The sequence below is a fragment of the Ureibacillus sp. FSL K6-2830 genome, assembly GCF_038004145.1.
Classification (GTDB): domain Bacteria; phylum Bacillota; class Bacilli; order Bacillales_A; family Planococcaceae; genus Ureibacillus; species Ureibacillus thermosphaericus.
In genome coordinates, this window is record NZ_JBBOQR010000001.1 from 2,260,645 (window position 1) to 2,285,000 (window position 24,356).

The 24,356-nt window shown below is 35.6% G+C and carries 24 protein-coding genes and 1 rRNA gene (1 of these 25 running past the window's edge); 16 read left to right on the forward strand and 9 right to left on the reverse strand.

Going from position 1 to position 24,356, the window contains the following annotated elements:
- The first annotated feature begins 1 nt into the window (after position 1).
- Positions 2–262 (forward strand): YfhJ family protein, encoded by a 261-nt coding sequence (locus tag NSU17_RS11090; RefSeq protein WP_016837867.1) that lies wholly within the window; start codon positions 2–4, stop codon positions 260–262.
- A 135-nt stretch (positions 263–397) separates the two neighbouring features.
- Here the strand turns inward: NSU17_RS11090 and NSU17_RS11095 are convergent, their stop codons facing one another.
- The gene (locus NSU17_RS11095; RefSeq protein WP_340705026.1) at positions 398–1,384 is read right to left on the reverse strand and encodes a metal-dependent hydrolase; all 987 of its coding nucleotides are present in this window, start codon (positions 1,382–1,384) and stop codon (positions 398–400) included.
- Between the two features lie 117 nt (positions 1,385–1,501).
- Between NSU17_RS11095 and mutY the strand changes: the two genes are divergently transcribed.
- From mutY to NSU17_RS11115, 4 genes are all read left to right on the forward strand, one after another.
- Complete coding sequence (gene mutY / locus NSU17_RS11100; RefSeq protein ID WP_340705027.1) at positions 1,502–2,581, forward strand: A/G-specific adenine glycosylase; 1,080 nt, start codon at positions 1,502–1,504, stop codon at positions 2,579–2,581.
- A 46-nt stretch (positions 2,582–2,627) separates the two neighbouring features.
- Positions 2,628–2,768 (forward strand): hypothetical protein, encoded by a 141-nt coding sequence (locus NSU17_RS11105; protein WP_016837864.1) that lies wholly within the window; start codon positions 2,628–2,630, stop codon positions 2,766–2,768.
- Positions 2,769–3,006: 238 nt separating this feature from the next.
- Positions 3,007–3,555: a nucleoside tri-diphosphate phosphatase gene (gene ntdP / locus NSU17_RS11110; protein ID WP_340705028.1), complete on the forward strand. Its 549-nt coding sequence runs from the start codon at positions 3,007–3,009 to the stop codon at positions 3,553–3,555.
- A 130-nt stretch (positions 3,556–3,685) separates the two neighbouring features.
- Entirely contained in the window at positions 3,686–5,431 is a 1,746-nt protein-coding gene (locus tag NSU17_RS11115) for an ABC transporter ATP-binding protein (protein WP_340705029.1), read from the forward strand.
- A gap of 402 nt (positions 5,432–5,833) precedes the next feature.
- Here the strand turns inward: NSU17_RS11115 and NSU17_RS11120 are convergent, their stop codons facing one another.
- Positions 5,834–6,958 carry an IS4 family transposase gene (locus NSU17_RS11120; RefSeq protein WP_096550405.1) on the reverse strand — a complete coding sequence of 375 codons (1,125 nt, stop codon included), beginning with the start codon at positions 6,956–6,958 and terminating at the stop codon, positions 5,834–5,836.
- Between the two features lie 340 nt (positions 6,959–7,298).
- Here NSU17_RS11120 and NSU17_RS11125 point away from each other — a divergent pair, with 340 nt between their 5' ends.
- The 5 genes from NSU17_RS11125 (at position 7,299) to NSU17_RS11145 (ending at position 12,888) form a co-directional block, all read left to right on the forward strand.
- Complete coding sequence (locus NSU17_RS11125) at positions 7,299–8,312, forward strand: ABC transporter ATP-binding protein (RefSeq protein WP_340705030.1); 1,014 nt, start codon at positions 7,299–7,301, stop codon at positions 8,310–8,312.
- Positions 8,287–9,264 carry an ABC transporter ATP-binding protein gene (locus tag NSU17_RS11130; protein WP_340705031.1) on the forward strand — a complete coding sequence of 326 codons (978 nt, stop codon included), beginning with the start codon at positions 8,287–8,289 and terminating at the stop codon, positions 9,262–9,264. Before NSU17_RS11125 ends, NSU17_RS11130 begins: the two co-directional genes overlap by 26 nt.
- Before the next feature lie 34 nt (positions 9,265–9,298).
- Positions 9,299–10,894, forward strand: coding sequence for an ABC transporter substrate-binding protein (locus NSU17_RS11135; protein WP_340705032.1), 1,596 nt, complete (start codon positions 9,299–9,301; stop codon positions 10,892–10,894).
- A gap of 71 nt (positions 10,895–10,965) precedes the next feature.
- On the forward strand, positions 10,966–11,970 hold the full coding sequence (locus NSU17_RS11140; RefSeq protein WP_340433691.1) for an ABC transporter permease: 1,005 nt from the start codon (positions 10,966–10,968) through the stop codon (positions 11,968–11,970).
- A 15-nt stretch (positions 11,971–11,985) separates the two neighbouring features.
- Entirely contained in the window at positions 11,986–12,888 is a 903-nt protein-coding gene (locus NSU17_RS11145; protein ID WP_340705033.1) for an ABC transporter permease, read from the forward strand.
- 69 nt (positions 12,889–12,957) lie between these two features.
- Here NSU17_RS11145 and cysK read toward each other — a convergent pair whose 3' ends face one another.
- The 4 genes from cysK to NSU17_RS11165 all read right to left on the reverse strand — a co-directional run bounded on the left by cysK (position 12,958) and on the right by NSU17_RS11165 (position 16,617).
- Complete coding sequence (gene cysK / locus NSU17_RS11150; protein ID WP_340705034.1) at positions 12,958–13,881, reverse strand: cysteine synthase A; 924 nt, start codon at positions 13,879–13,881, stop codon at positions 12,958–12,960.
- A gap of 144 nt (positions 13,882–14,025) precedes the next feature.
- Positions 14,026–15,036, reverse strand: a complete 1,011-nt coding sequence (locus tag NSU17_RS11155) for an aliphatic sulfonate ABC transporter substrate-binding protein (RefSeq protein WP_340705035.1) — start codon at positions 15,034–15,036, stop codon at positions 14,026–14,028.
- A 14-nt stretch (positions 15,037–15,050) separates the two neighbouring features.
- Complete coding sequence (locus NSU17_RS11160) at positions 15,051–15,803, reverse strand: ABC transporter permease (protein ID WP_340705036.1); 753 nt, start codon at positions 15,801–15,803, stop codon at positions 15,051–15,053.
- Entirely contained in the window at positions 15,769–16,617 is an 849-nt protein-coding gene (locus tag NSU17_RS11165; RefSeq protein ID WP_340705037.1) for an ABC transporter ATP-binding protein, read from the reverse strand. The genes NSU17_RS11160 and NSU17_RS11165 overlap by 35 nt, the downstream gene beginning before the upstream one ends.
- Positions 16,618–16,764: 147 nt before the next feature.
- Here NSU17_RS11165 and NSU17_RS11170 point away from each other — a divergent pair, with 147 nt between their 5' ends.
- On the forward strand, positions 16,765–17,364 hold the full coding sequence (locus tag NSU17_RS11170) for a Crp/Fnr family transcriptional regulator (RefSeq protein ID WP_340433700.1): 600 nt from the start codon (positions 16,765–16,767) through the stop codon (positions 17,362–17,364).
- Positions 17,365–17,507: 143 nt separating this feature from the next.
- Here the strand turns inward: NSU17_RS11170 and NSU17_RS11175 are convergent, their stop codons facing one another.
- Complete coding sequence (locus tag NSU17_RS11175; protein ID WP_016837851.1) at positions 17,508–18,599, reverse strand: FUSC family protein; 1,092 nt, start codon at positions 18,597–18,599, stop codon at positions 17,508–17,510.
- 232 nt (positions 18,600–18,831) lie between these two features.
- The gene (locus NSU17_RS11180) at positions 18,832–20,121 is read right to left on the reverse strand and encodes a glutamate-1-semialdehyde 2,1-aminomutase (RefSeq protein WP_340705038.1); all 1,290 of its coding nucleotides are present in this window, start codon (positions 20,119–20,121) and stop codon (positions 18,832–18,834) included.
- A gap of 116 nt (positions 20,122–20,237) precedes the next feature.
- Between NSU17_RS11180 and bcp the strand changes: the two genes are divergently transcribed.
- The 3 genes from bcp (at position 20,238) to perR (ending at position 22,319) form a co-directional block, all read left to right on the forward strand.
- Positions 20,238–20,714 carry a thioredoxin-dependent thiol peroxidase gene (gene bcp / locus NSU17_RS11185; protein WP_096552220.1) on the forward strand — a complete coding sequence of 159 codons (477 nt, stop codon included), beginning with the start codon at positions 20,238–20,240 and terminating at the stop codon, positions 20,712–20,714.
- Positions 20,715–20,718: 4 nt separating this feature from the next.
- Positions 20,719–21,663 (forward strand): D-2-hydroxyacid dehydrogenase, encoded by a 945-nt coding sequence (locus NSU17_RS11190; RefSeq protein WP_340705039.1) that lies wholly within the window; start codon positions 20,719–20,721, stop codon positions 21,661–21,663.
- 209 nt (positions 21,664–21,872) lie between these two features.
- A complete protein-coding gene (gene perR, locus NSU17_RS11195; RefSeq protein ID WP_016837847.1) occupies positions 21,873–22,319 on the forward strand; it encodes a peroxide-responsive transcriptional repressor PerR in 447 nt (148 codons plus the stop codon).
- A gap of 240 nt (positions 22,320–22,559) precedes the next feature.
- On the opposite strand, the gene NSU17_RS11200 is transcribed toward perR, so the two are convergent.
- Complete coding sequence (locus tag NSU17_RS11200; protein ID WP_096552216.1) at positions 22,560–22,919, reverse strand: YgzB family protein; 360 nt, start codon at positions 22,917–22,919, stop codon at positions 22,560–22,562.
- Between the two features lie 132 nt (positions 22,920–23,051).
- On the opposite strand from NSU17_RS11200, the gene NSU17_RS11205 reads away from it, so the two are divergent.
- Both NSU17_RS11205 and NSU17_RS11210 read left to right on the forward strand, forming a co-directional pair.
- The gene (locus NSU17_RS11205) at positions 23,052–23,936 is read left to right on the forward strand and encodes a nucleotidyltransferase-like protein (RefSeq protein ID WP_340705040.1); all 885 of its coding nucleotides are present in this window, start codon (positions 23,052–23,054) and stop codon (positions 23,934–23,936) included.
- A gap of 348 nt (positions 23,937–24,284) precedes the next feature.
- A 16S ribosomal RNA gene (locus tag NSU17_RS11210) occupies positions 24,285–24,356 on the forward strand (it continues 1,481 nt past the right edge of the window).

The following is a 24,356-nucleotide window of genomic DNA, read 5'->3' on the forward strand; positions in this document are numbered from 1 at the left end:
TATGGACGCATACACACTTATGGATAAATTGACGAAAGAATTATTAGAAAAAAATCCGTTTTTATCTGAAAACAAAGCTCGCACTTGGATTGAATTATTATGGTCTGATTTTGAAGCAACATATGCAAAAGCTGGTTATGTCTATCGTGGGGCCGAATATACAGAAAGAATTATTCGCCAATGGATTGAAAGTTATGGCGATAAAATCCATGAATTTGCAGGACGTAACCCGAAATATGCACATTTATTGGAAGAACAGTAATGAAAAGGGGTGTCTTGAAAGTCGAAAGCTTTCTAGACACCCTCAAATCATGATTTTTATAAATATTAGTCGAAGCAAATTTCTTTGTCGCAGGTGAGCCGTCTCATAATGACTTTTCAAAAGAACACTTCAATTTCAATCACTTGCACCAATCTGCAATTTTCGTTGTAGTTTGTCTTCACTGTAAATCCAACCGGTATAAGAAGTAATAATGTTTAAATCTTCATCCAAATGAGCTACCGCAACAAAAGGATAATGTTCATTACTTCGATATCTTAAATCGACTAATCGAACTTCTGTAAGTCCATTTTCTAGTTCAGAAATGTCCCAATGATAAATTGGCGAGAACGATAAAAAAGCAGATAAATTTGGATCACTCAATGCTTTTTCCACCAATGGCGTTTTTGGTAGAGGACGAATTTTAAATTTATCGTATATATTAATCGTTCTTCCAAATGCTCGTCCTACATAGTAATGAGTTTCAGATTTTGCTGCAACCCGCCAAGTGAAAAAACGCATCGTTGGGGCAACAATGATGATTTTTGCATCTGGAATCGTTTTACGAACGGCATTTTTTACAGATTGTTGAAGTAAAAATCTTAAAATATAATAACCGATGATGATGAAATACATAATGGAGAAGATTATTACCGGGTTTGAACCTAAAGCCCATAAAATTATTCCAATACAGTGGATAGCAAAAATATATGGATCAAAGGTATTGATGACACCTAGGGCGATCCACTTTCTTGAAAAGGGGCGTAATGCTTGAGTTCCGTAAGCATTAAATATATCGACAAATACATGCAAAAAGACGGCAATAAATGTCCATAGCCAAAGATGTAGTACATTGGCGTCTTGGAAAATGAGTGATACAATTGCGGTAATTCCAATAGACCAAAGAATGACTGCAGGAGTGGAGTGGGTAATGCCACGATGGTGTCTTATATAAACCGCATTATTGCGAAGTTTCAACACCGTATCTACATCGGGTGCTTGGGAACCAACAATCGTCCCAGTTAAAACGGCTGCAAATGTAACGCTATGATTTGCAACAACTGGATCCATTAAAGATAAGCCTCCGAGCGCAATGCCCATGACAAGATGTGTACCTGTATCCATCCAAATCAACTCCTTATAATCGGAGGACTACACTTTTTAAAAATAAATGCAAAATTTATATAACTATATTATACCCTTTTAATTAAAATTAAAATCGAAAACTGGTAGGAGGTACTAGTGAAATATCCATATTCGCAACAATTTCGACAAAGTCTTGTTGATTGGTTTCACCGTGAAAAAAGAGATTTACCTTGGAGACGTACGAAAGATCCATATAAAATTTGGGTATCAGAAGTGATGCTTCAACAAACAAGAGTTGATACGGTTATTCCTTATTATCATCGTTTTATAGAGAAATATCCTTCCATTGAAGCTTTAGCATATGCCGATGAAGAAGAATTATTAAAAATGTGGGAAGGCTTAGGATATTATTCAAGAGCACGGAATTTACAAAGCGGCGTTAAAGAAGTTGTAGAAAAATACGGGGGTATTGTTCCGAACAATCGCCATGATTTACAACAATTAAAAGGTATAGGTTCCTATACTGCTGGAGCGATATTAAGCATTGCGTATAATCTTCCAGAACACGCAGTCGACGGAAATGTCATGCGTGTGTTGAGCCGCGTTTTACATATAACAGAAGATATTGCCCTTCCAAAAACTCGCAAAACATTTGAAAAAGCTGTCGAACAACTTATTCATCCTGAATACCCAGGCGATTTTAATCAAGCGTTAATGGATTTGGGAGCGATGATTTGTACTCCGACTTCACCAAAATGTTTACTTTGTCCTGTTAGAGAATATTGTGTCGGTTTTATGGAAGGTGACGCAGATCAGTTGCCAATAAAGTCGAAGAAAACAAAAGTAAAAAACGAATATTACGATGTTTACATCGCAGTGAATGATGGGAAAGTCTTATTTGAAAAAAGACATAGTGATGGCTTGCTTGCAAATATGTGGCAATTTCCGATGATTTTTGTGGAAAAATCACCTGAAGAAACAGGGAACTCTTTTGAAAAAACATACAATGTTAAAATTACAAAAGTATTGGAAGAAGATTTTTTTGAACAAAAACATGTATTTTCACATCTCATTTGGAATTTACGATGTCATTTAGTAGAAGTAAAAGAAATTGGACCATTAGGAAACATGGTTCAGTTCGTAACATTAAAAGAAATTGAGGAATTACCACTTCCTGTGCCAATGATAAAAATTAAGAATTTCTTGAAACAATATATTTTTAAACCTTTGGAATAATAACCTGTTCATCTGTCCACAATATCTAGCGTGGAGGTGAATATTCATGGCAAAAAATCGCAACAAAAATAACCAAGAGGAGTTTGCTCAAGAACAAGATTTTCAACAAACTCGTCAGGATCAACAAAATAAACAACAACAAAATCAACAAAACCAACAAAACAACAACCGCAATAACAACAAATAAGGTATTATTCAATTAGTGAATAAATTTCACTTCCAGGTATAGACGTCTGTCTATACCTTATTTTTGTATTTGTAGCTTATTGTCACACAGCTTTTATGTAATTTTATGACATTTTAAATAGAAAAAAAGGAAATTTCTAAATATAATAAATAAAAGAATGGGTAATTTTCTACAAGTTTTTATAAACATTGATATAATAAACGTGAGTATATAGAGAAAGAGTAAAGGTGGGGCTAAAATGACGGTACCGAAAGAAGGAGAAACCATACAAATACATAGTTATAAACATAATGGAAGCATCCACCGAGTTTGGCATGAAACGATGGTTTTAAAAGGAACGAAAAATATTATTATTGGAGCGAATGACAGAACGCTCGTAACGGAAGCGGATGGTCGAACTTGGCTTACAAGGGAACCTTCCATATGTTATTTTCATGCAGAACATTGGTTTAATATTATTTGCATGTTGCGTGAAGATGGAGTTTATTATTACTGCAACATGAGTTCTCCTTTCGTATTTGACAATAACGCAATTAAATACATTGATTATGACTTGGATATAAAAGTATTTCCAGATAAATCTTACACATTATTAGACGAAGATGAATATGAACAACATAAAAATGAAATGGGATATCCAGAAGTAATTGATAAAATTTTAAAGCGAAATGTAACGAAATTGTTGAGCTGGGTAAAGCAAAAAAAAGGGCCTTTTGCCCAAGACTTTATTGAAGTTTGGACAAACCGTTATTTATTTTATAAAGACATGCGGTCTAACACTAAATAACGAACAATGGCGTCTCATATGAAGAGACGTCTTTTTATTGTGGTAAAATATAAACGTTCTATTTATGAAATATCAATTAGTAAAATTTGAACTCAACTAACTTTGGGTGGCATTAAGGATGTGACGATATTTGGATAGTATTAGAAGATATATGCAATTTGTAAAACCCTATTATTGGGAAATTATGTTAACCCTCATTATAGGAGTTATTAAGTTTGCTATTCCTTTATTTATTCCGTTTTTAACTAAAATTGTAATCGATGATATTATATTAAATACGGAATTAACGAATGCCGAGCGTATTGAGCAATTGGTTTATTGGCTAGGTGGAGCGATTATTATTTTCTTTATTATTCGTCCACCTGTTGAATATTACCGACAATATTTTGCCCAACACGTCAGCAATAAAGTGTTGTTTGATATTCGAAAAAAACTGTTTGTACATTTGCAAAAATTAAGCTTGAAATATTATTCCAATCATCGTGCAGGAGATATTATATCCCGTGTAATCAATGATGTCGAATCAACGAAAAACTTCGTGATGATTGGTCTTATGAACTTGTGGCTTGATATGACAACGATTCTTATTGTAATAGGAATCATGTTAACAATGAATTGGAAGTTAACAATTGTTTCTATTATTTCTCTTCCTTTATTTGCAATTAGCGTAAAATATTTTTTTGGAAGACTAAGGGCATTAACAAGAATACGTTCGCAAGCGTTAGCAAATGTACAAAGCTATTTACATGAAAGAGTAAGCGGCATCAGCATCATAAAAAGTTTTGCTCTTGAGGAACATGAGCAAAAGATTTTTGATAAAGAAAATGGAGAGTTTTTAGAAAAATCGTTGGATCATACAAGATGGAATGCAAAATCTTTTGCGGTTGTTAACACCATAACGGATATTGCGCCATTATTAGTGATCGGTTTTGCATCATATTTAATCATTAATGGACAACTTTCTGTCGGTGAAATGGCAGCCTTCATGGGATATATCGAGCGATTGTATGCACCGCTAAGAAGATTGGTGAACTCATCGACAACGCTTACTCAATCCATTGCTTCTATGGATCGAATGTTTAGTTTGATGGATGAAGAATATGATGTTCAAAATAAACCGAATGCATTGCCTTTACCACCTGTATCGGGGAAAGTAGAGTTTAAAAATGTTGAATTTAAGTATGAAGAAGAAGGTAAAACAGTCTTGAAAAATGTAAACTTTACAATTCAACCAGGAGAAACAGCTGCGTTTGTAGGAATGAGCGGTGGAGGAAAATCGACGATTGTTAGCCTTATTCCACGCTTTTATGATGTAACAAGTGGTTCGGTAAAAATTGACGAGCGAGACGTGCGGGATGTAGATATTAAATCATTGCGCTCGCAAATTGGGATTGTATTGCAAGACAATATTATATTCAGCGATTCAGTGAAACAAAATATTTTAATGGGAAAACCAGATGCAACGGATGAAGAAGTCGTTGCTGCAGCAAAAGCAGCAAACGCTCATGATTTTATTATGTCCTTGCCAAATGGCTATGACACAAAAGTGGGAGAACGAGGTGTGAAGCTTTCTGGAGGTCAAAAACAACGCATCGCGATTGCAAGGGTGTTCTTAAAAAATCCTCCAATATTAGTGTTAGATGAAGCAACTTCCGCTTTGGATTTAGAAAGTGAGGCGTTAATTCAGGAATCTTTGGAACGTTTGGCAAGTGATAGAACGACAATCATTATTGCCCACCGTCTTTCAACAATTACCCATGCAGATAAAATATTTGTTATCGATCATGGTGAACTAATTGAAGAAGGAACTCATGAGTCGTTAATGGCGAAAAAGGGAGTTTATCATGATTTATTCCAAATACAACATTTAGAATAATTGATTTTGCACTCAACCAATTGAGGTTGGGTGTTTTTTATGTTGAAAATAATGTTATGCTCTAAAAATATTTATTTTCTTTATCACCTTATATAGATCAAAAAACAAAATAAAACTTTTGTTGGATTGAATAAATTGAATAATTCTAAATTTTCTGTAATAAAACAAATATTGCTAGGTTAGATATAAAAGTATAAAATGTTTAGTAAAATGGAAAAATTTTTAGTTTAGGGAATTTTTTTTCTTATCTAGCATTTCACTACCGTCGCATAAATAATGCCTGAATTTTCAGTTTTATTTTTTCTGGACTTTAGAGAAAAAACGAAAACACCTAAGCGAGGGTAGTAAACATCCATTTTTTTACTATAACCTATGACTTGTGCAACAACGACTGGCAAACCTTTATGGGACGCCGTTTCCTTCGATTTTTCGTAACCAAATGTGAGCGGATTTCCACAAAGAAGCCTTCAAATAGCGACTAATTTGTAAGTAACTGCGTTCGCTATTCGTGTTCAGCTGAGCTAAAACATTCAGACAGTACACTATCATGGCTACGTACACTTGATTATGTACAGCTTGTTCACTGTGACCAAAAAACTTTTTAATGTTCAGATGTTGTTTCATCCATTTGAAAAAAAGTTCGATTGCCCAACGTGATTGGTAGATTTCTGCAATTTCATCTGCGTCAATGTCAAACCGATTTGTCAGTAAATGAAGCTCATTTCCTTTTGTATCATGCAATTTGAGTAAGCGAAACACGTTTTCAGAACGATTTTGTGGTGTTCCAATGACAACCATTTCATCAGAGAATACGGGTGAATCTTCTGGTAACGAAAAGGATTCTAACACTCGGACAACAGCGTTTTTACGCAAACGGGTCACAAAGAAATAGCCATCTTCCGTCATTTGATCAAAGCGCCCATAATCCAAGTAACCACGATCAAACACGTACATGCATTCTTTGTCATCCACGAATACTTCTAGTTGACCACGATCATGTTCGTTGGCATTCGTGAGTACGGCTTTATCTGGATAGGAGAGTCCTTTTTCCATAAAAACAAGTCGTAAGTGAAGCTTTACTCCTGATTTTGTTTTTCGAAACTCTGCCCACTGATGATTGGTCAAATTAAGCGGTAATGTACTCGAATCAATGATTTTCAAAGGCGTTGTCACTTTTCTTCTTGTTTGGAAATTGGTTTTCCGATGAATTTGTGCCACTAAATCGAGAAAAATCGTTTGAAAGAACTCAGTTGGGATGGTATTGATTCGTCTCCCTAACTGTGAAAAACTAATCGATTCCAATCCCGTTGCTCGTTGTAATTCTTCTAAAAAGACAGCGTCACTCAACGCCCGTAAACTCTCGGTTTCATGGAGTTGGGCATACAAAAGCAGTTTCATAAATGAAGCCATATAAAGCTTCTTGGTATAGTGATTTAATTGATGTGTTTTCACTAGGTCGTCAAATAATGGACGATTAATCGGTGAAAACCATTGTTCAAATGATGTTTTTCGTGTAAACTTATCCATAGTTTTGTCCTTTGTATTGGATTTGGATGGTTTACTACCACCCAACCATTATAAAGGCTTTTTTTGTGTTTGGATTATATTTCAGAAAATTCGGTTTATTTGAAGGTGTTAAATTATTTTAATGCGACGCTAGTGCTAGCATTTGTTAAAATTAAATCATTATATTATGATATTCTACTTTTTTACTAGTAGTATATTTGATTGAAGGTAGAAGGATGATTAACTAAGCCATTTATTCAAGCGAATTTTTTTTGCAATATTATTTCAGAAAATTCTAAGTAAAAAGTAAAATGAGTCAATTTTTCAACACGAAGCTACAAAAAACAAATGGGGTGAATACATGGAAAGAAAAGTGTTGTTAGAGGTAAAAGGATTAGAAACGACGTTTTTTACTAACGACGGAAAAATTCCTGCAGTAGATCATATAGATTTTAAAGTTTATGAGGGAGAGATATTAGGAATTGTTGGAGAATCTGGTTGCGGGAAAAGTGTTACCTCGTTATCCATAATGGGACTAGTTCCAAACCCTCCAGGAAAAATTACATCAGGTGAAATATTACTTGAAGGTAAAGATTTAACGAAGCTTTCTGAAAAAGAAATGAGAAAGATTCGAGGAAAAGATATTGCCATGATATTTCAAGAACCAATGACGTCTTTAAATCCCCTCTATACAATTGGTAACCAATTGATAGAGGCCATACGAATACATAATAAGTGGGATAAAAAGAAGGCTGCCAATCATGCCATTGAAATGATGAAACTTGTTGGGCTACGTCGGGCAGAAGAATTAATGAAAGAATATCCCCATCAATTATCGGGGGGTATGAGACAACGTGTGATGATTGCGATGGCGTTGGCATGTAATCCGAAACTTGTTATTGCGGACGAACCGACAACTGCTTTGGATGTAACCATTCAAGCGCAAATTATGAAGTTAATGCAAGATTTGAATAAAAAATTTAATTCAGCTGTTCTTCTCATTACCCACGATTTAGGAGTAGTAGCGGAAATATGTGAACGAGTCATTGTAATGTATAGTGGACAAATTGTGGAAGAAGCACCAGTGATAGAAATATTTAAAAATCCAAGCCATCCATATACAAGAGGATTAATTCAATCAGTTCCAGATATGCGACAGAAAAAAGAAACGCTCTACTCGATTCCTGGTGCAGTGCCGAAACCTGGTTCAATAAAAGTAGGATGCCGATTTGCACCAAGATGTGAATTTGCGCAAAAACGTTGCTTTGCTGAAAATCCTCCAATATATGATGTTTCAGACAATCACAAAGCAAGATGTTTCTTATTGGAAAAAGGGGAGGGGATTGCGGATGACAAACGTGCTGTTGAAAGTTGAACAATTAAAAAAGCATTTTCCCAAGAAAAAAAAGGGATTTACAAAATCGACAGAAGTAGTGAAAGCGGTTGATGGAGTTTCTTTTGAAGTATATGAAGGAGAGACTCTTGGTATTGTGGGAGAATCGGGCTGCGGAAAGTCCACAACAGGAAGAATGATTATGCGGCTTTTGGAGCCGACGGATGGAAAAATCTATTTTAATGGCATTGAACTAACATCTCTCTCAAAAAGTGAGATGCGGAAAGCAAGAAGAGATTTACAAATGGTGTTCCAAGACCCTTATGCTTCATTAAATCCAAGACATACTGTTGAACAAATATTAGAAGAACCGTTAATTGTTCATGGTATTGGAAATAAAAGTGTTCGAAAAGAAATGGTAAAAGAATTTCTTCAAATCGTCGGTTTAAATTCGTACCATGCAAAAAGATATCCCCACCAATTTAGCGGTGGGCAAAGACAGCGAATTGGTATTGCAAGAGCTCTCATGACAAATCCAAAACTCATCATTGCGGATGAACCAGTGTCAGCATTAGACGTTTCGATACAGGCTCAAGTTCTAAATCTAATGAAGCGCTTACAAGAAGATTTGAAACTAACATATATATTTATTGCACACGATTTAGGTGTTGTACGACACATTAGTGATCGGGTAGGAGTCATGTATTTAGGAAGATTAGTAGAATTAGCTGAATGTGATTCTCTTTATGAGGAACCGTTACATCCGTATACAAAAGTGTTGCTTTCTTCCGTTCCAATACCGGACCCTACTTATCAAAAGGAACAAATCTTGATTCAAGGAGATGTTGCAGAATCTCTACCAAAGAATGGTTGTTTATTCCAACCAAGATGTCCATTTGCATCAGAAGCATGTAAGACAAAAGTTCCAGAATTAAAAGAAGTTAAACCTGGTCATTCTGTTGCGTGTCATCTTTATGATGAACCGCAGCAATGACATAAATTTAAGATTTGAAATTAGGAGGGGTTTTATGTTGAAAAAACTTTGGTCAGTAGGACTGCTTCTACTGATATTCGTTTTGGCTGCTTGTAGCGGTAATGATAAAGCGAATGAACCAGCTGAAACGGACGGAGACAAAAAATCAAATGTACCGCAAGTATTAGTATTTGGACGCGGTGGAGATTCAGTATCTCTAGACCCAGCGATTGTTACAGATGGTGAATCTGCAAAAGTAACAATCAACATATATGAAACATTAGTAAATTTCGGTGAGCAAGATACAACGATTCACCCAGGACTTGCTGAGAGCTGGGAAGTAAGTGAAGATGGTTTAACGTATACGTTTAAACTACGTGAAGGTGTCAAGTTCCATGATGGTACAGATTTCAATGCTGAAGCGGTAGTGAAAAACTTCGAACGCTGGAAAGCTGGAGCTTCAGAAAAATTCTATTACTATCACTCCATGTTTAAAGCGGATGGAGAAGATATTATTAGTGAAGTAATTGCTGATGGCGATTATACGGTGATTTTTAAATTATCAAGACCACAAGCACCATTCTTGAAAAACTTAGCGATGTTCTCATTCGGTATTGCTTCACCTACAGCTTTAGATCAATATGGTGAAAGCTTTGGAGATAATCCAGTTGGTACTGGACCATTTAAGTTTGTTGAATGGAAACGAAATGATTCTATTACACTTGAAAAATTTGAAGATTACTGGCAAGAAGGTTTACCAAAGTTAGACAAAGTTATTTTCCGCTCTATTCCTGATAACTCAGCGCGCTTAAATGCATTAGTTGCTGGGGAAATCGATTTAGCAGACGGAATTAATCCATCAGATGCACAATCAGTTGAAGGAAATGCAAATTTACAATTAATTGAACGCCCATCTATGAACATTGGTTATTTAGGTTTAACGAACACTCGTCCACCATTTGATAATAAACTAGTGCGTCAAGCAGTGAACCATGCAATTGATAAACAAGCAATTGTAGATGCATTCTTCTTAGGAAGAGCTGAAGTGGCAGTAAACCCAATGCCACCTTCCATCAGCGGTTATAACGATGAAATTCAAGATTATGAATACAATCCTGAAAAAGCAAAAGAACTTCTTGCTCAAGCTGGATATGATGGTACACCAATTGAACTTTGGGCGATGCCTGTACCACGTCCATACATGCCAGATGGAAGAAAAGTTGCTGAAGCTATTCAGAAAAACTTACAAGACGTTGGAATTCCATCTGAAATTAAAACGGCAGAATGGGCAACATATTTAGATATGGCGAAAAATGGTGAATTCGATGCATTCTTATTAGGTTGGACTGGTGACAATGGGGATGCAGATAACTTCATTTATACATTACTAGATAAAGATACAATCGGAAGCAATAACTATGCGTACTATTCAAACGAAGAAGTTCACAACTTACTAATCCAAGCTCAATCTGAAGTAGACGAAGAAAAGAGAAATGAGCTATATAAGAAAGCTCAAGAGATTATAAAAGAAGACGCTCCTTGGGTACCATTAGCTCACTCTATACCACTTCTTGCTGCTAAGAAAGGTGTAACGAACTACAAACCACATCCAACGGGTTCAGAAGTATTATCGAATGTAGAAATTCAGTAATTTCATGCAAGGCACTCATGCAAGTTGTATGAGTGCCAAGCATTTATACCATTTGTAGAGGGGTGAAGAATATGCTTCACTACATAGGGCGTAGATTTTTGCAACTAATCCCTGTGCTTCTTGGAATGACTTTTATTGTATTTTTAATTATTCGTGCAATTCCTGGGGATCCAGCCCAAATGATTTTAGGACAACAAGCAACAAAAGAATCTGTGGAAGCATTAAGAGAAAATTTAGGACTAAATAATCCGTGGTATATCCAATATTTTGATTACTTAAAAGGGTTGCTTACAGGAGACTTAGGAGTATCAATGCGAACAAATCAACCAATATCTACTGAAATTTGGCCATATCTTGCCGCTACCTTTGAATTAGCGTTTTTTGCGATGGTTATTGCAGTTGTAATCGGAATGAATGCTGGTATTATATCAGCTTGGTTCCAAAATACTTGGTTTGATTATTTAGCAATGGTAATTGCTTTAATTGGCGTATCGGTGCCAGTGTTTTGGCTTGGTTTGTTAGAACAATGGTTGTTCAGCATTAATTTAGGATGGTTTCCTACTTCTGGACGTGAGGAAGTACGAGATCCAATTATGGCCATAACGCATTTTTATTTAATCGATACATTAATTCAAGGTAGATATGATCAATTCGGAACAGTCGTAAAACATCTAATTTTGCCTGGAATGGCTCTTGCAACTATCCCGATGGCGATTATTGCCAGAATGACTCGTTCATCTATGCTTGAAGTAATGCGATCTGATTACATTCGCACAGCTCGTGCAAAAGGACAAAAAATGTTTATTGTCGTGTATAAACATGCTTTAAAAAATGCAATTATTCCAATTTTAACGGTAATTGGTTTACAAACTGGAATGCTGTTAGGTGGAGCTATTTTAACAGAAACAATTTTTAGTTGGCCAGGAATTGGTCGCTACATATATGAAGCAATTGGATTTAGGGATTATCCGGTGATTCAATCTGGCATTTTAGTTGTGGCATTTCTCTTCGTCATTATCAACTTTATTGTCGATATTTTATATTCATTCATTGACAAGCGGATTAAGTACAACTAGAAGGAGGGGGAGACTATGGCAGAAACAGCAACAAAAGACATGAATGTGCAAGAAGTGGAAGATAAAGTGACGTCTCCTTGGAAAGAAGCGTTACGCACTTTTCTAAGAAGTAAATCGGCTGTAGCGGGAACAGTCATTGTATTGTTTTTCATCCTTGTTGCACTTTTTGCTCCAATTATTGCTCCTGAAGGGATTAACGAGCAAAAGTTAGGAGATCCAAGCACTCATTTAGTACCTCCTTCAAGTGAATTTTGGTTCGGAACAGATGAATTTGGAAGAGATATTTTTTCTCGTGTTGTATGGGGGGCACAAATTTCTTTAACAGTCGGATTTGGTGCGGTTGTATTGTCTGCTGTTCTTGGTAGTTTTTTAGGAATCATTGCAGGCTATTATGGTCGATGGGTTGATACGATCATTTCAAGGGTCTTTGATATTTTACTAGCCTTTCCAAGTATATTATTGGCTATTGCAATTGTTTCAATTTTAGGTAGTTCCTTACAAAATGCTCTCATTGCCATTGCTATCGTAAACGTGCCGAATTTTGGAAGGTTAATTCGTTCAAAAGTGTTAAGTGTTAAAGAAGAAGAATATATAACAGCAGCAAAGGCAATTGGAATGAAAGATTCCAGAATATTATTAAGACACATATTGCCAAACTCTTTTGCACCAGTCATCGTTCAAGGTACATTAGCAATTGCGACTGCTATCATTGAAGCGGCAGCTCTCAGCTTCTTAGGTTTAGGAGCGGAACCGCCTCAACCAGAATGGGGTAAAATGTTAGCGGATGCACGCATTTATTTAATGAATGCACCTTGGACAATGATTTTCCCTGGACTTGCAATTATGCTAACTGTTCTTGGATTTAACTTAATGGGGGACGGATTAAGAGATGCGCTTGATCCGAAAATGAAAAACTAATACTAATAGAAAAGAGCTTGCTAGAAGGTTTGTCTTTCTAGCAAGCTCTTTTTATCATTAGTGGTTTGTTTATAGTTCAAATAAATCGGTCGATAAGTAGCGTTCTCCCGTATCAGGTGCAAGGCACAGCACATTAGCCGACTTCGGCAAGTCTTTGGCAATTTGCAAAGCAAAATAAGCAGAAGCGGCACCGGATGCACCGACTAAAATTCCTTCTTCACGAGCTAAGCGTCTTGCAGTCATTTGGGCAACCTCATCTTGGATGTGAAGAATTTTATCATAAATGTTTGTATTTAAAATTTTTGGAATGAACCCTGGGCCTGTTCCCGGAATTTTGTGTGGGCCTGGGCTTCCACCAGCGAGTACTGGGGATCCAGCTGGTTCAACAACGTAAATTTTCAAGTTTGGCAAAGCTTTCTTCAATTCTTCTCCTGTACCTGTAATAGTGCCGCCAGTACCTGCTGTTAAAACAAAAGCATCTAGTTGATTTCCGAAAGCATTTAATATTTCAACCGCTGTTGTATTTCGATGAGCATCCGAATTGGCTTCGTTCTCGAATTGGAGTGGAATGAAGTAATCTGGAATGTTTGCTGCAATTCGATATGCTTCATCAATGGCACCTTGCATTCTCAAATGACTTGGAGTTAAGTACACTTCAGCTCCATATGCCCGCATTAATTGAATGCGTTCTTTCGTTGCATTATCAGGCATCGTAATAATACAACGATAACCTCTAACTGCACAAACCATTGCAAGCCCGATTCCTGTATTTCCTGACGTTGGTTCAATGACGGTACTTTTCCCAGGGATTAATTTTCCTTCTTTTTCTGCACGTACAATCATATTATAGGCAGCGCGGTCTTTTACGCTCCCACCAGGGTTAAAAGATTCCAATTTCATATAAACGTTTGCACCTTCAGGAGAAGGTAGTTTATTTAATTTCACAATGGGCGTGTTGCCAATAAGTTCTACGATCGAATTATATCTTTTCATAATGGACGTCCTTTCAAAGAGTGTTACTAAAAATTAACAGTACTTTCATTAAACGAAGACGGGCAACTTCTCCAAGTTGCTCATACCCATAGGATAAGGACAAGACTTGGTTAAGTGCCCGCATTTTACAATAAAATTTTGTTATTATTGTTCATTTAATACTTCATTTAAATAAGAAAGGTTTACAAGTCCTTCGATGTTGTCAGAATTAATGTATCCAGCTTCTTTTGAAATTACTGCCATTTCTTTAATGACATCTTCATTTACATCTGTTGTCGCTTTTAATCGAGCAAATGCTTTCGTTACTTCATCAGATGAAAGCTCTTTACCTGTAATTTCTTTAATATGATCTAAGAATAGTTGAATCGCTTCATCTGGATTTTCATTAATAAATTGAATCGCTTGAATATGCGCTTTTAAATATTTTTTTGTAAGTTCTGGGTTAGCTTCTGTAAATTTTGTTTGTGCTACTACAACAGTGTTTGTTGATTCACTGCCCCAAGCAAATTCATTTTCATCTAATAATAATTTAGCACCTGCAGTTGTTTCGATATTTACTCCCCAAGGTTCTTGAGTTGCAGCACCATCTAATTCTCCTTTTAATATTAATGCTGCTGTATCAGCTGGTGCTTGTTTAACTGTAATGACATCTTTCACATTTACCCCAGCGTCAATTAGAGATTTTCTTAAACCAACATCTTGCGTACTACCGAATGTTGGGATAGCGATTTTTTTACCAACTAAATCTTGCACAGAGTTTATATTTGAATCGCCAGCAACAACTAAAACCGCTCCACCGTTAACTGCACCTGATACAATTTCGTGTTTTGGATTTTTAATAAATGTGTTTAAAGCTGGAGTAGGTCCTACTGTACCGATATCAATGGCGTTAGTTGACATAGCTTCCATGAAGGAAGAACCATCACTAAAAGTATTTGTAGAAATCTTTACATCGCCAAATTGTTCTTCAAAATATCCTTTTTTCAATGCCACAATTGTTGCGATATGTGTCATATTTGGGAAATAGCCGATACGAATTTCAGTTGCTTCAGAACTACCTCCCGATTCTCCACTATTTTCTGAACCGCTGTTTCCACATGCAGCGAGTACAAATACGATAAGTGATAAAATCGCTAAGTATAAAATCTTTTTCATTTTTACATCTCCTTTTATGTTGATGAAATGCCCCATTTACGGAATACAAATTTTTCGAGGCGAACGAAGACAATATTGTCTATTAGAGAACCAATGATTCCGATGATGATCATGATGCTGAAAATTAAATCCATAGCTTGAATAGAGCGGCCTAAGTCAAGCAATGTTCCAAGACCGCCACCACCGCCGCCAAGTAATTCTCCAGCAAGAACGGCTCGCCAAGCAAGAGCCCAAGCAATGCGAAGTCCTGCAATTAGCTGCGGGATGGAAGCTTTAAAAATAACAGTTCGGAATAAATGCCAGCCAGAAGAACCCATCGTTTGTGCTACACGTATCAATAGGGGATTTACTCCTTTAAATGCAGCGCTCGATGTAATGGTCACAGAGATGGCGGCACCTAATATGACAATAAATAGAACAGATCCTACCCCCAGTCCGAACCATAAAATGGCTAACGGCAACCAAACGATATTTGGAATCGCCTGTAAGCTTGTTACAAAAAATCCAAGCGTATCATCCACAACTTTATATTTATAAATTAATAATCCTAATAGCAGCCCAATTACGACAGCAATAATAAATCCGATAATCAGCCTTATTAGGGAAGCACCTGTAGCTTCTAGCAATTGACCAGAGGCAATTCCACTAATGAAAGTTTTAAATACAGTTACTCCCCCAGGTTCATTTGGAAAAAGTAGGGGTGGCCACATAAATGCAGGAAATAGTTGGAGTTTAGATATCGCTTCCCAAATTATTATGAGGATCAATATGAAGGCGATCCTTCTTAAGTGCGTAATCACTGCCTAATTCCTCCTTCAGCACTTTTTCCATCTCTTGCTCAAGCTCAGATAAAATGCGAGTTTCTAAATAATTTAAAATGCTGCCGGATGAATTGCGTGGACGTGCTGCCTGCACTGAAAATATATTTTTTATTCCACCTGGCCGTGTTTTCATTAATACAATTCGATCTGAAAGAACGACAGCTTCACGAATGTTGTGGGTAACAAAAATAACTGTTTTACCTGTTTCTCTCCATAAGGTCTCCAGTTCTTGATGAAGTACCATTCGCGTTTGTTCATCTAATGCAGCGAAAGGTTCATCCATTAATAATATTTCTGGGTCCATTACTAAAGCTCGAGCAATAGCAACCCGCTGCTTCATCCCTCCAGATAATTCATGAGGGCTTCTGTCAGCAAACTTGCCAAGGTGCACTTTTTGAATCCAATTCATTGCCCGCATCTTTGCTTCTTCTTTTGGCACTTTTTTTATAAGCAATCCATACATGACATTTTCTAAAACAGTCATCCAAGGAAATAAGCCGGATTCTTGAAAAACAACAATACGATCATTTCCAGGCCCTGTAATCGGTGAGCCATTAATTAGCACTTTTCCAGAAGTTTCTTTTTCAAGTCCTGCAATGATATTTAATAATGTAGATTTCCCACATCCAGAAGGTCCAAGTAAGGAGATGAATTCACCACGTTTTATTGATAGTGAAACATCTTCTAATGCAACTGTCTCGGAATGATTTTTCTTAGAAAACGTTTTGTATACGTTCTGTAATACAATATGTTCGGTCATTTTCATTCACCTAATTTCTTATAAAACAAACTAAATTAATGGGTTTTGTTGTTAAAAGAAATTTTAAACATTAATAAAAAAAAATTCTGTCACTTTTGTTACAAAATTAAAAGATTTTAGTATAATCAAAGTATATAAGGAGGAATTATGGGAAAAATCGCTGATAAATTAATGCAATTCGGGGAGTTAGTTACAGTAAAAAGGGGAAAACCGATTTATCAAACAGGAGAGAAAATAAATTCATTTTATTATATTGAAAAGGGAATAGTGAAACTGGCTGAGGATTCTTTAGATGGTAAAACAACGACCATTTCTTTAAACGAGTCAAATGAGTTTTTTGGATATTTAGAATATTTAAAGGGATGTCAGGAATATACAAGATACGCTGTGGCGCTGACAGATTGTATACTTTATTCAATGCCGATTGATTTATTACATAATCCTTATATAAGAGAAAGTTTTATTTTTGATTCTTTGATACAACAATTAGAAAAAGCGGAACAGTTAAACTTCGTGCTTTCTACGATGACAGTTTCTGAACGGTTACGATGGTTGCTTTTAAAAATGGCAAAAGATAAAGAAGGAGTACTATTAATTGAATCTCCTTTGACCCATGAAGAAATGGCGAATTATCTTGGTTGCAGCCGTCAAAAAATCAGTAACTATTTAAGTAAATGGAAAAAAGATGGAGCCCTATCTTATGATAGTGGAATCATTATGATAGTTGATGTTGAAAAACTACAATAAAATATTTTTCAGCCAACAAAGGGGGCGCGTTTGATGTGACCACCGCAGGAGCAAAGTTTTTAAGAGAATATTACTATAAGAAGTAAGGCTGTTCAGAAAGTGTTCGACTTTCTGGACAGCCCTTATCTTTAGAAAACCCTCCATTAATAAAATTGCTCTTCTAAATCTTCATTGCGGTCTTGGCTATGGAAGTTGCGGAAGGAAACGATTAAAGTATCAAGATGTTCCAAGTTTTCCTCATAATCAAGAATTCGTGAAAAAATGTAGAATAAATGATAGCTAGAAAACTCTTCTTCACCTTCTCGTTGTTTTTCAATCTCGATTTGTTTAATTAATTGTTCCATTACTTCCGAACGATTTAAATGATGTTTACTAACAGACCATTTTGAATGCTCAGATCGAAGTTTTCCAGTATATTTCAATAACAGTTGTTCATGATACGTTAGCAAAAAGTCTAATCGTTCTTGGAGCATTGTTTGGAATGCGATTGGTAAATGGACGATTTCATTTTCGTGCTTATGAAGTCTCACGAGCAACTCAAAACTTTTCTTTGTTGTCAAAATCATTTGACGATACACAACAAGCCTGCGAAGTTGCGTATTTCGTTTCTTTTTGCTATATTGCCTCTCTTCCTTATATAAATCATAAATTGATTCAATTTCAGAGAGTCTTTTTTCAAATTTACTTAAAGCTTTTTTTGTTGAGACATGCTCTGAAGCACCTCGAATCGCTAATCTCGACCATCGAATGATATCATCCTGCAGTGTTTGAATAAGTCTAAATAACTTTACTTCATAACGAGGTGGCAGGAAGATCATATTGACGATAAAAGAAGCAAATACTCCAATCATTACCGTTGCGAAACGAATGATACTAAATTCCAAAAAATCATTGCCTTCATATACCATAATAACTACTACTGTAACGAGAGCTAATGAAAGGGATGAATTTAATTTCAATTTTAGCATAATGCCAATGACAATAATTGCTGCGATACCAATTGCCACAATATGATGGCCGAAAAATAGCCCGAATAAAACTGCGACAACTGCTCCAATCAAGTTTCCTTGAATTTGTTCCACAATCGTCAAATATGAACGATAGATGGAAGGTTGAATTGCAAAGATTGCAGCAATACCAGCAAAAACAGGCGATGGAAGACTTAAAAGTTCTGCTAAAAATAAAGAAAAGACGATTGCTACTCCTGTTTTTAATACTCGGGCGCCTAATTGCATAATGTAGCCCCCACTTTATAAAGTTTTAAGAAATTAAAATGAAGTAAATAATTCAATAACAATCTGATTCTCATTTATATTAATAAATCCCCCAAGGAAATATGCTAGTCAAAAAATAAGTATTGAAAATATGGTTAAAGCATGAAATCCTATTGTATCCCATTTAGCTTGCAGAAGGCAACATATCCCAAAATTATTAGGAGTGAAGCATAGTATTCCATACTTGCATTTCTTATTTTAATTTTGAAAAGGCATAATTTACAGCATCAATCGTTTCAAGAATATCCTCTTCTTTATGTTCAGTTGTTAAGAACCACGCCTCGTATTTGGATGGAGCCAAGTTGATTCCTTTTGAAAGCATTAATTTAAAGAATTTGGCAAACATTTCGCCATCCGATTGTTCTGCTTGTTTATAATTTTCAACTTTTTCGCTTGTAAAGTATACCGTAAGCGCTCCTTTTATTCGGTTGACTGTTATTGTGATGCCATGTTTCTCCGCAGCATCTAAAATTCCTTTTTCAAGCATTGCACCTAGACGATCCATTTCTTCATATACTCCCGGTGTTTGCAATACTTCAAGACAAGCGATTCCAGCTAACATAGACGCAGGATTTCCTGCCATTGTTCCAGCTTGATAGGCTGGTCCTAGTGGGGCTACTGTATCCATGATTTCCTTACGGCCGCCATACGCACCAATTGGTAGGCCTCCTCCGATAATTTTCCCCATTGCCGTTAAATCTGGCGTTAGTCCTAGCAAGTCTTGAGCAGCTCCATAATGGAACCGGAAAGCTGTTATCACTTCATCATATATCGTAAGAGCACCAAATTCTTTTGCAACTTTATGAACATATTCTAAAAAACCTTGTTTTGGCATAACCATACCGAAGTTTCCAACGATTGGCTCAATTAAAATAGCAGCAACGTCTTCTCCCCATTTATCCATTGCCATTTGGAATTGTTCAGTATCATTATAAGGAACCGTAATGACTTCTGTAGCAACTGTTACAGGAACGCCAGCAGAGTCTGGTGAACCTAGAGTTGCTGGTCCAGAACCTGCAGCTACTAATACTTGGTCGAAATGCCCATGATAGCAGCCTTCAAATTTGATGATTTTTGTCCGTCCAGTATAGGCGCGAGCTACACGAACAGTCGTCATTACAGCTTCTGTACCGGAATTAGTAAAACGCACTTTATCTAAAGATGGAATAGCTTCTTTTAACATTTTTGCAAATTTTACTTCGTGAACCGTTGGAGTTCCAAAAAGCACCCCTGTATCAGCAGCTAATTTTATGGCTTTTGCAATGTGTGGGTGTCCAAAGCCAGTAATAATTGGACCATATCCAGCTAAATAGTCAATGTAGCGGTTACCATCTACATCCCAAAAATATGGTCCTTCTCCTTTTGCCATTACAACGGGTGCCCCTCCTCCGACCGCTTTATAGGAACGTGAAGGGCTATTTACTCCTCCTACGATATGTTGTAAAGCTTCTTGATATACTTCTTCAGATTTTGTGTGAATCATCGTATTGCCTCCATTTTATAATTTCAACTTTATTTTAGCCTTCTTTGGTACAATACGCCAAAGAAATTGAAACATTTTACGCGGTTCGGTAGGATATTCAAAAGGGAGGAATTTTTATGAATGAATCTTTAGTAAATAAAGAAGCACCAGATTTCACGCTGTTAAATGAAAATGGTGAACCAGTGAGCTTAAGTGATTTTCGAGGAAAGAAAGTAATTCTGTATTTTTATCCGAAAGATATGACGCCTGGTTGTACTACGGAAGCTTGTGATTTCCGTGACCATCATGAATCCTTTGCCGATTTGAATGCGGTGATATTAGGTGTTAGTGGAGATTCGGCAGAACGACACAAAAAGTTTATTGAAAAATATAATTTACCATTTACTTTGCTAGTAGATGAAAATCATGAAGTATGTAAAAAATACGGCGTTTGGGTTTTAAAGAAAAATTTTGGAAAAGAATATATGGGAATTGAACGTTCTACATTTCTAATAGATGAAAATGGAATCATTATGAAGGAATGGAGAAAAGTTCGCGTAAAAGATCATATTAAAGAAGTTTTGCAATATTTGCGTGATTTTAAAGGGGAGTAACGATATGAGGGTTTATTTCACATTTGATCCAAGACCAGATTTAAAAGAATCTTTACTAAAAGATTTTCCTGAAGTTGATTTTGTTTTCCATAAAAAAATCGATGAAGAAGAATTAGCGAAAGCGGAAGTGTTAGTTACTTACGGGGAAGATTTAGATAATGAAAAAATTAAAATTGCTGAAAAAGTAGAGTGGATTTTTGTAGCTTCTGCTGGAATTGAAAAAATGCCTGCACAAGCAATTGCTGATAGAGGTATTATTGTTTCAAATGTGCGAGGCATACATAAAAAACCAATGGCAGAATCCATATTAGCTCATTTGTTGTCGATTAAAAGAGCATTGCCATTTATTTATAAACAGCAGTCAGAAAAAATTTGGAATCAACAAACAAAATTGTATGAATTAAATGGTTCAACTGCTCTTATTTTAGGTCCAGGAGCTATTGGCAGTGAAGTTGGGCGTATGTTACAAGCATTTGAAGTATACACAATTGGACTCAACCGCAGCGGAGAAAGTGCTCCATACATGAATGAAACGCATTCAATGGATAAATTAAAACAATTGTTACCTAAAGCGGATATTGTCATCTCTATTTTGCCAAGCACAAAAGAAACAAAATACTTGTTGACTTATGAAGATTTTACATTAATGAAAAATAATTGCATTTTTATGAATTTTGGACGAGGAGATTTAGTGCGAACAGAAGATTTAATAAAAGCACTTGAAGAAAAGCAAATTTTCTATGCAGTGTTAGATGTTTATGAAACGGAACCATTACCGAGTGATAGCAAGCTTTGGGAAATGGATAATGTAACGCTCTCACCTCATATTTCAAGCCGGTCTTCAAGATATTTAGAACGTAGCTTTGAAATATTTAAACCAAGCTTAAGAAAGTGGATGAGCGGTGAGAGAGATTTAGAAAATGTTATGGATATTTTGCGTGGATATTAATTTTAAATTAGAATAAATATTATTTAAAAATTAGATTGTTATCATGATAAAAACTTCCAATAAATAATATATTGAACATAATAAAAGAATTTGAGAAAATCGATATACCGAGAGTTTAAATATGTCGAATTGTTGACGAATTTCAAATATTTAGGTACACTATTTATAACGATTATCAATTAATAATGAGTGGAAAGAGGTGCATGACGATGTCTGAATTGCATCTAAAAAATGCTCTAGACACGTTAAAGGCAACGGGCGTAAGAATTACTCCACAACGTCATGCCATTTTGGAATATTTAATTAATTCTATGTCTCATCCAACTGCTGATGAAATATATAAATCATTGGAAGGTAAATTTCCAAACATGAGTGTTGCGACAGTATACAACAATTTACGTGTATTTCGTGAAGCAGGTTTAGTTAAAGAATTAACTTATGGTGATGCAGCGAGTCGTTTTGATTTTGTAACAAACGACCATTATCATATGATTTGCGAAGGATGTGGGAAAATTACTGATTTCCACTACCCAGCATTAAAAGAAGTTGAACACTTCGCATCTCATGTTACTGGTTACAAAGTTAATTCTCACCGCCTCGAAGTTTATGGAACATGCCCTGACTGTCTAGAACAAAAGAATAAGCAAGTGCTATAAAAATCCTAGTAACCTTCGTTGCTAGGTTTTTTTATGTCTTCATAAAGATAGCTTGTATGCGATTAATGCTTATCTTTTTTATAAAGAGTTGGATGATAACCGTTGCGTTACTTGAAAGGTGAAAAATGAGAACAAATCCATTCGACGCAGATAAATAGTTGCGAAAATGATAAAAAATATTGGTCATAAGAATTTAAGCCTGCCCAAAAGTTCTGTACTATTTGGACAGGCTCATTCGTTTTATTGATTATTTTTCGATTTTTTATTGTAATCTTCACTGAATTCTTTTCCTTCTAGTAACGGATCTAAAGTCAATGGTTCGTTGCAATACATGCAAATATCTACACGTCCTAACATTTTTGTATGCTTACCACAATTTGGACAAACTACTTTCACTGCCCGGGTGGACAACATCCCGATCCAAAGATAAACAACAGTGCTGGCAATAATACATAATAAACCTAAACCCATAAAAAGTAGAACTAATATAACACTATTTCTGAAAAATACGGCACCATACATGACTATAAATCCGATGAAAATTAGTGCAAGTGCGAAGGAACGTATTCTATTAATTTTGCTTGAATATTTTTTATTCATTAGAGTGCCCTCCCAATCTTGATATTAATATAACATAGACAAGAAGAATCGAGAATAGAAAGAAAAAAAAGAAGGATTCTTCTCCCTAATGTCGAAAGGAATTATGGTAATCGTAAAATAGGAGGACTATTCATGGATTATATACTACGTTCCATTTATCAAGAACGTGCAAGTCAACCTGAAACCTTAGGAGTAATACTCGTCAATAAACGTGAAGATCAAATCAATTTAACAGATACATTTGATACGATTATTTTAATTATTGTTAAAGAAGCCCAGCAACCGATTTTTACAAAGCACTATTGTTACGAGGAACGAAAAGTTGCAATGCATGTCGTAACTGAAGATTTAATAAATAAATGGATTTACATAGGTAGAAACCGTCTATTAGTAGACTGGATTTTCCATGGGAAAGTCATGTTTGAGCGCAATGAATATATGAGTAATTTAAAAATGAAGTTGGAGGATTTCTCCTTTTTTGGACGAAAAATTAAGGCGGGCGTGCAGTTTGCGAAATTAGTAAGAAGTTATCATGAAGGAAAAGAGTTTTTTCAACGTGGAGATTATTTAGATGCATACAATCATGTAGTAAAATCTCTTCAATATTTGGCAAGACTATCAATCATCGAAAGCGGTCTATATCCAGAAGTGACAGTTTGGTCGCAAGTAAAAAAAATCGAACCTTCCATTTACAAATTATACGAAGAATTAGTTACAAGTAGAGAAAGTATTGAAAAAAGATTAGAGTTATTATTTTTAGCGATTGAATTTTCTATGAATTCTAGAATTCAATCATGCTCTCAACATATTATGGAAACCCTTATTACAAAAGATCTTTGGACAATCCAAGATTTACATAATCATCATGAACTCAGATATTACTCAGTTGAATTGGAGCTTTTCGTTGAATTTTTAATTGAAAAAGGATACATTATAATTGAAGAAATTGAGTCCAAAAATGAATCCATTAGTCATCGATTATATCGAGCAAATACTAAACATTATCATGAGCAGTAAAGTATATAGATGGTTAAAACATAATTTTTCGAGGTTAAATAATTTTTATTTTTCCTCGAAAAATTTTTCGTTAAATGTGTTGACATTTTGGGAATATTTATTGTAATATAATTAACGTCGCTGAACGACATAATGTTTTCTCTTAATGAGTTCAAATAAAAAATATAATTACTTAAAAAAGTGGTTGACTTAAATAGGGAAACATGTTATATTGTGAAAGTCGCTATAAAAAGTGAATGAACCTTGAAAACTGAACAACAAAACGTTAATGCAATAATTTATCTAGTTGTTAACCCTCGTTAACAAACTAGATTCGGACATTCAATTTTTGAGCAAATCAAATTTTCTTTTATGGAGAGTTTGATCCTGGCTCAGGACGAACGCTGGCGGCGTGCCTAATACATGCAAGTCGAGCGAACC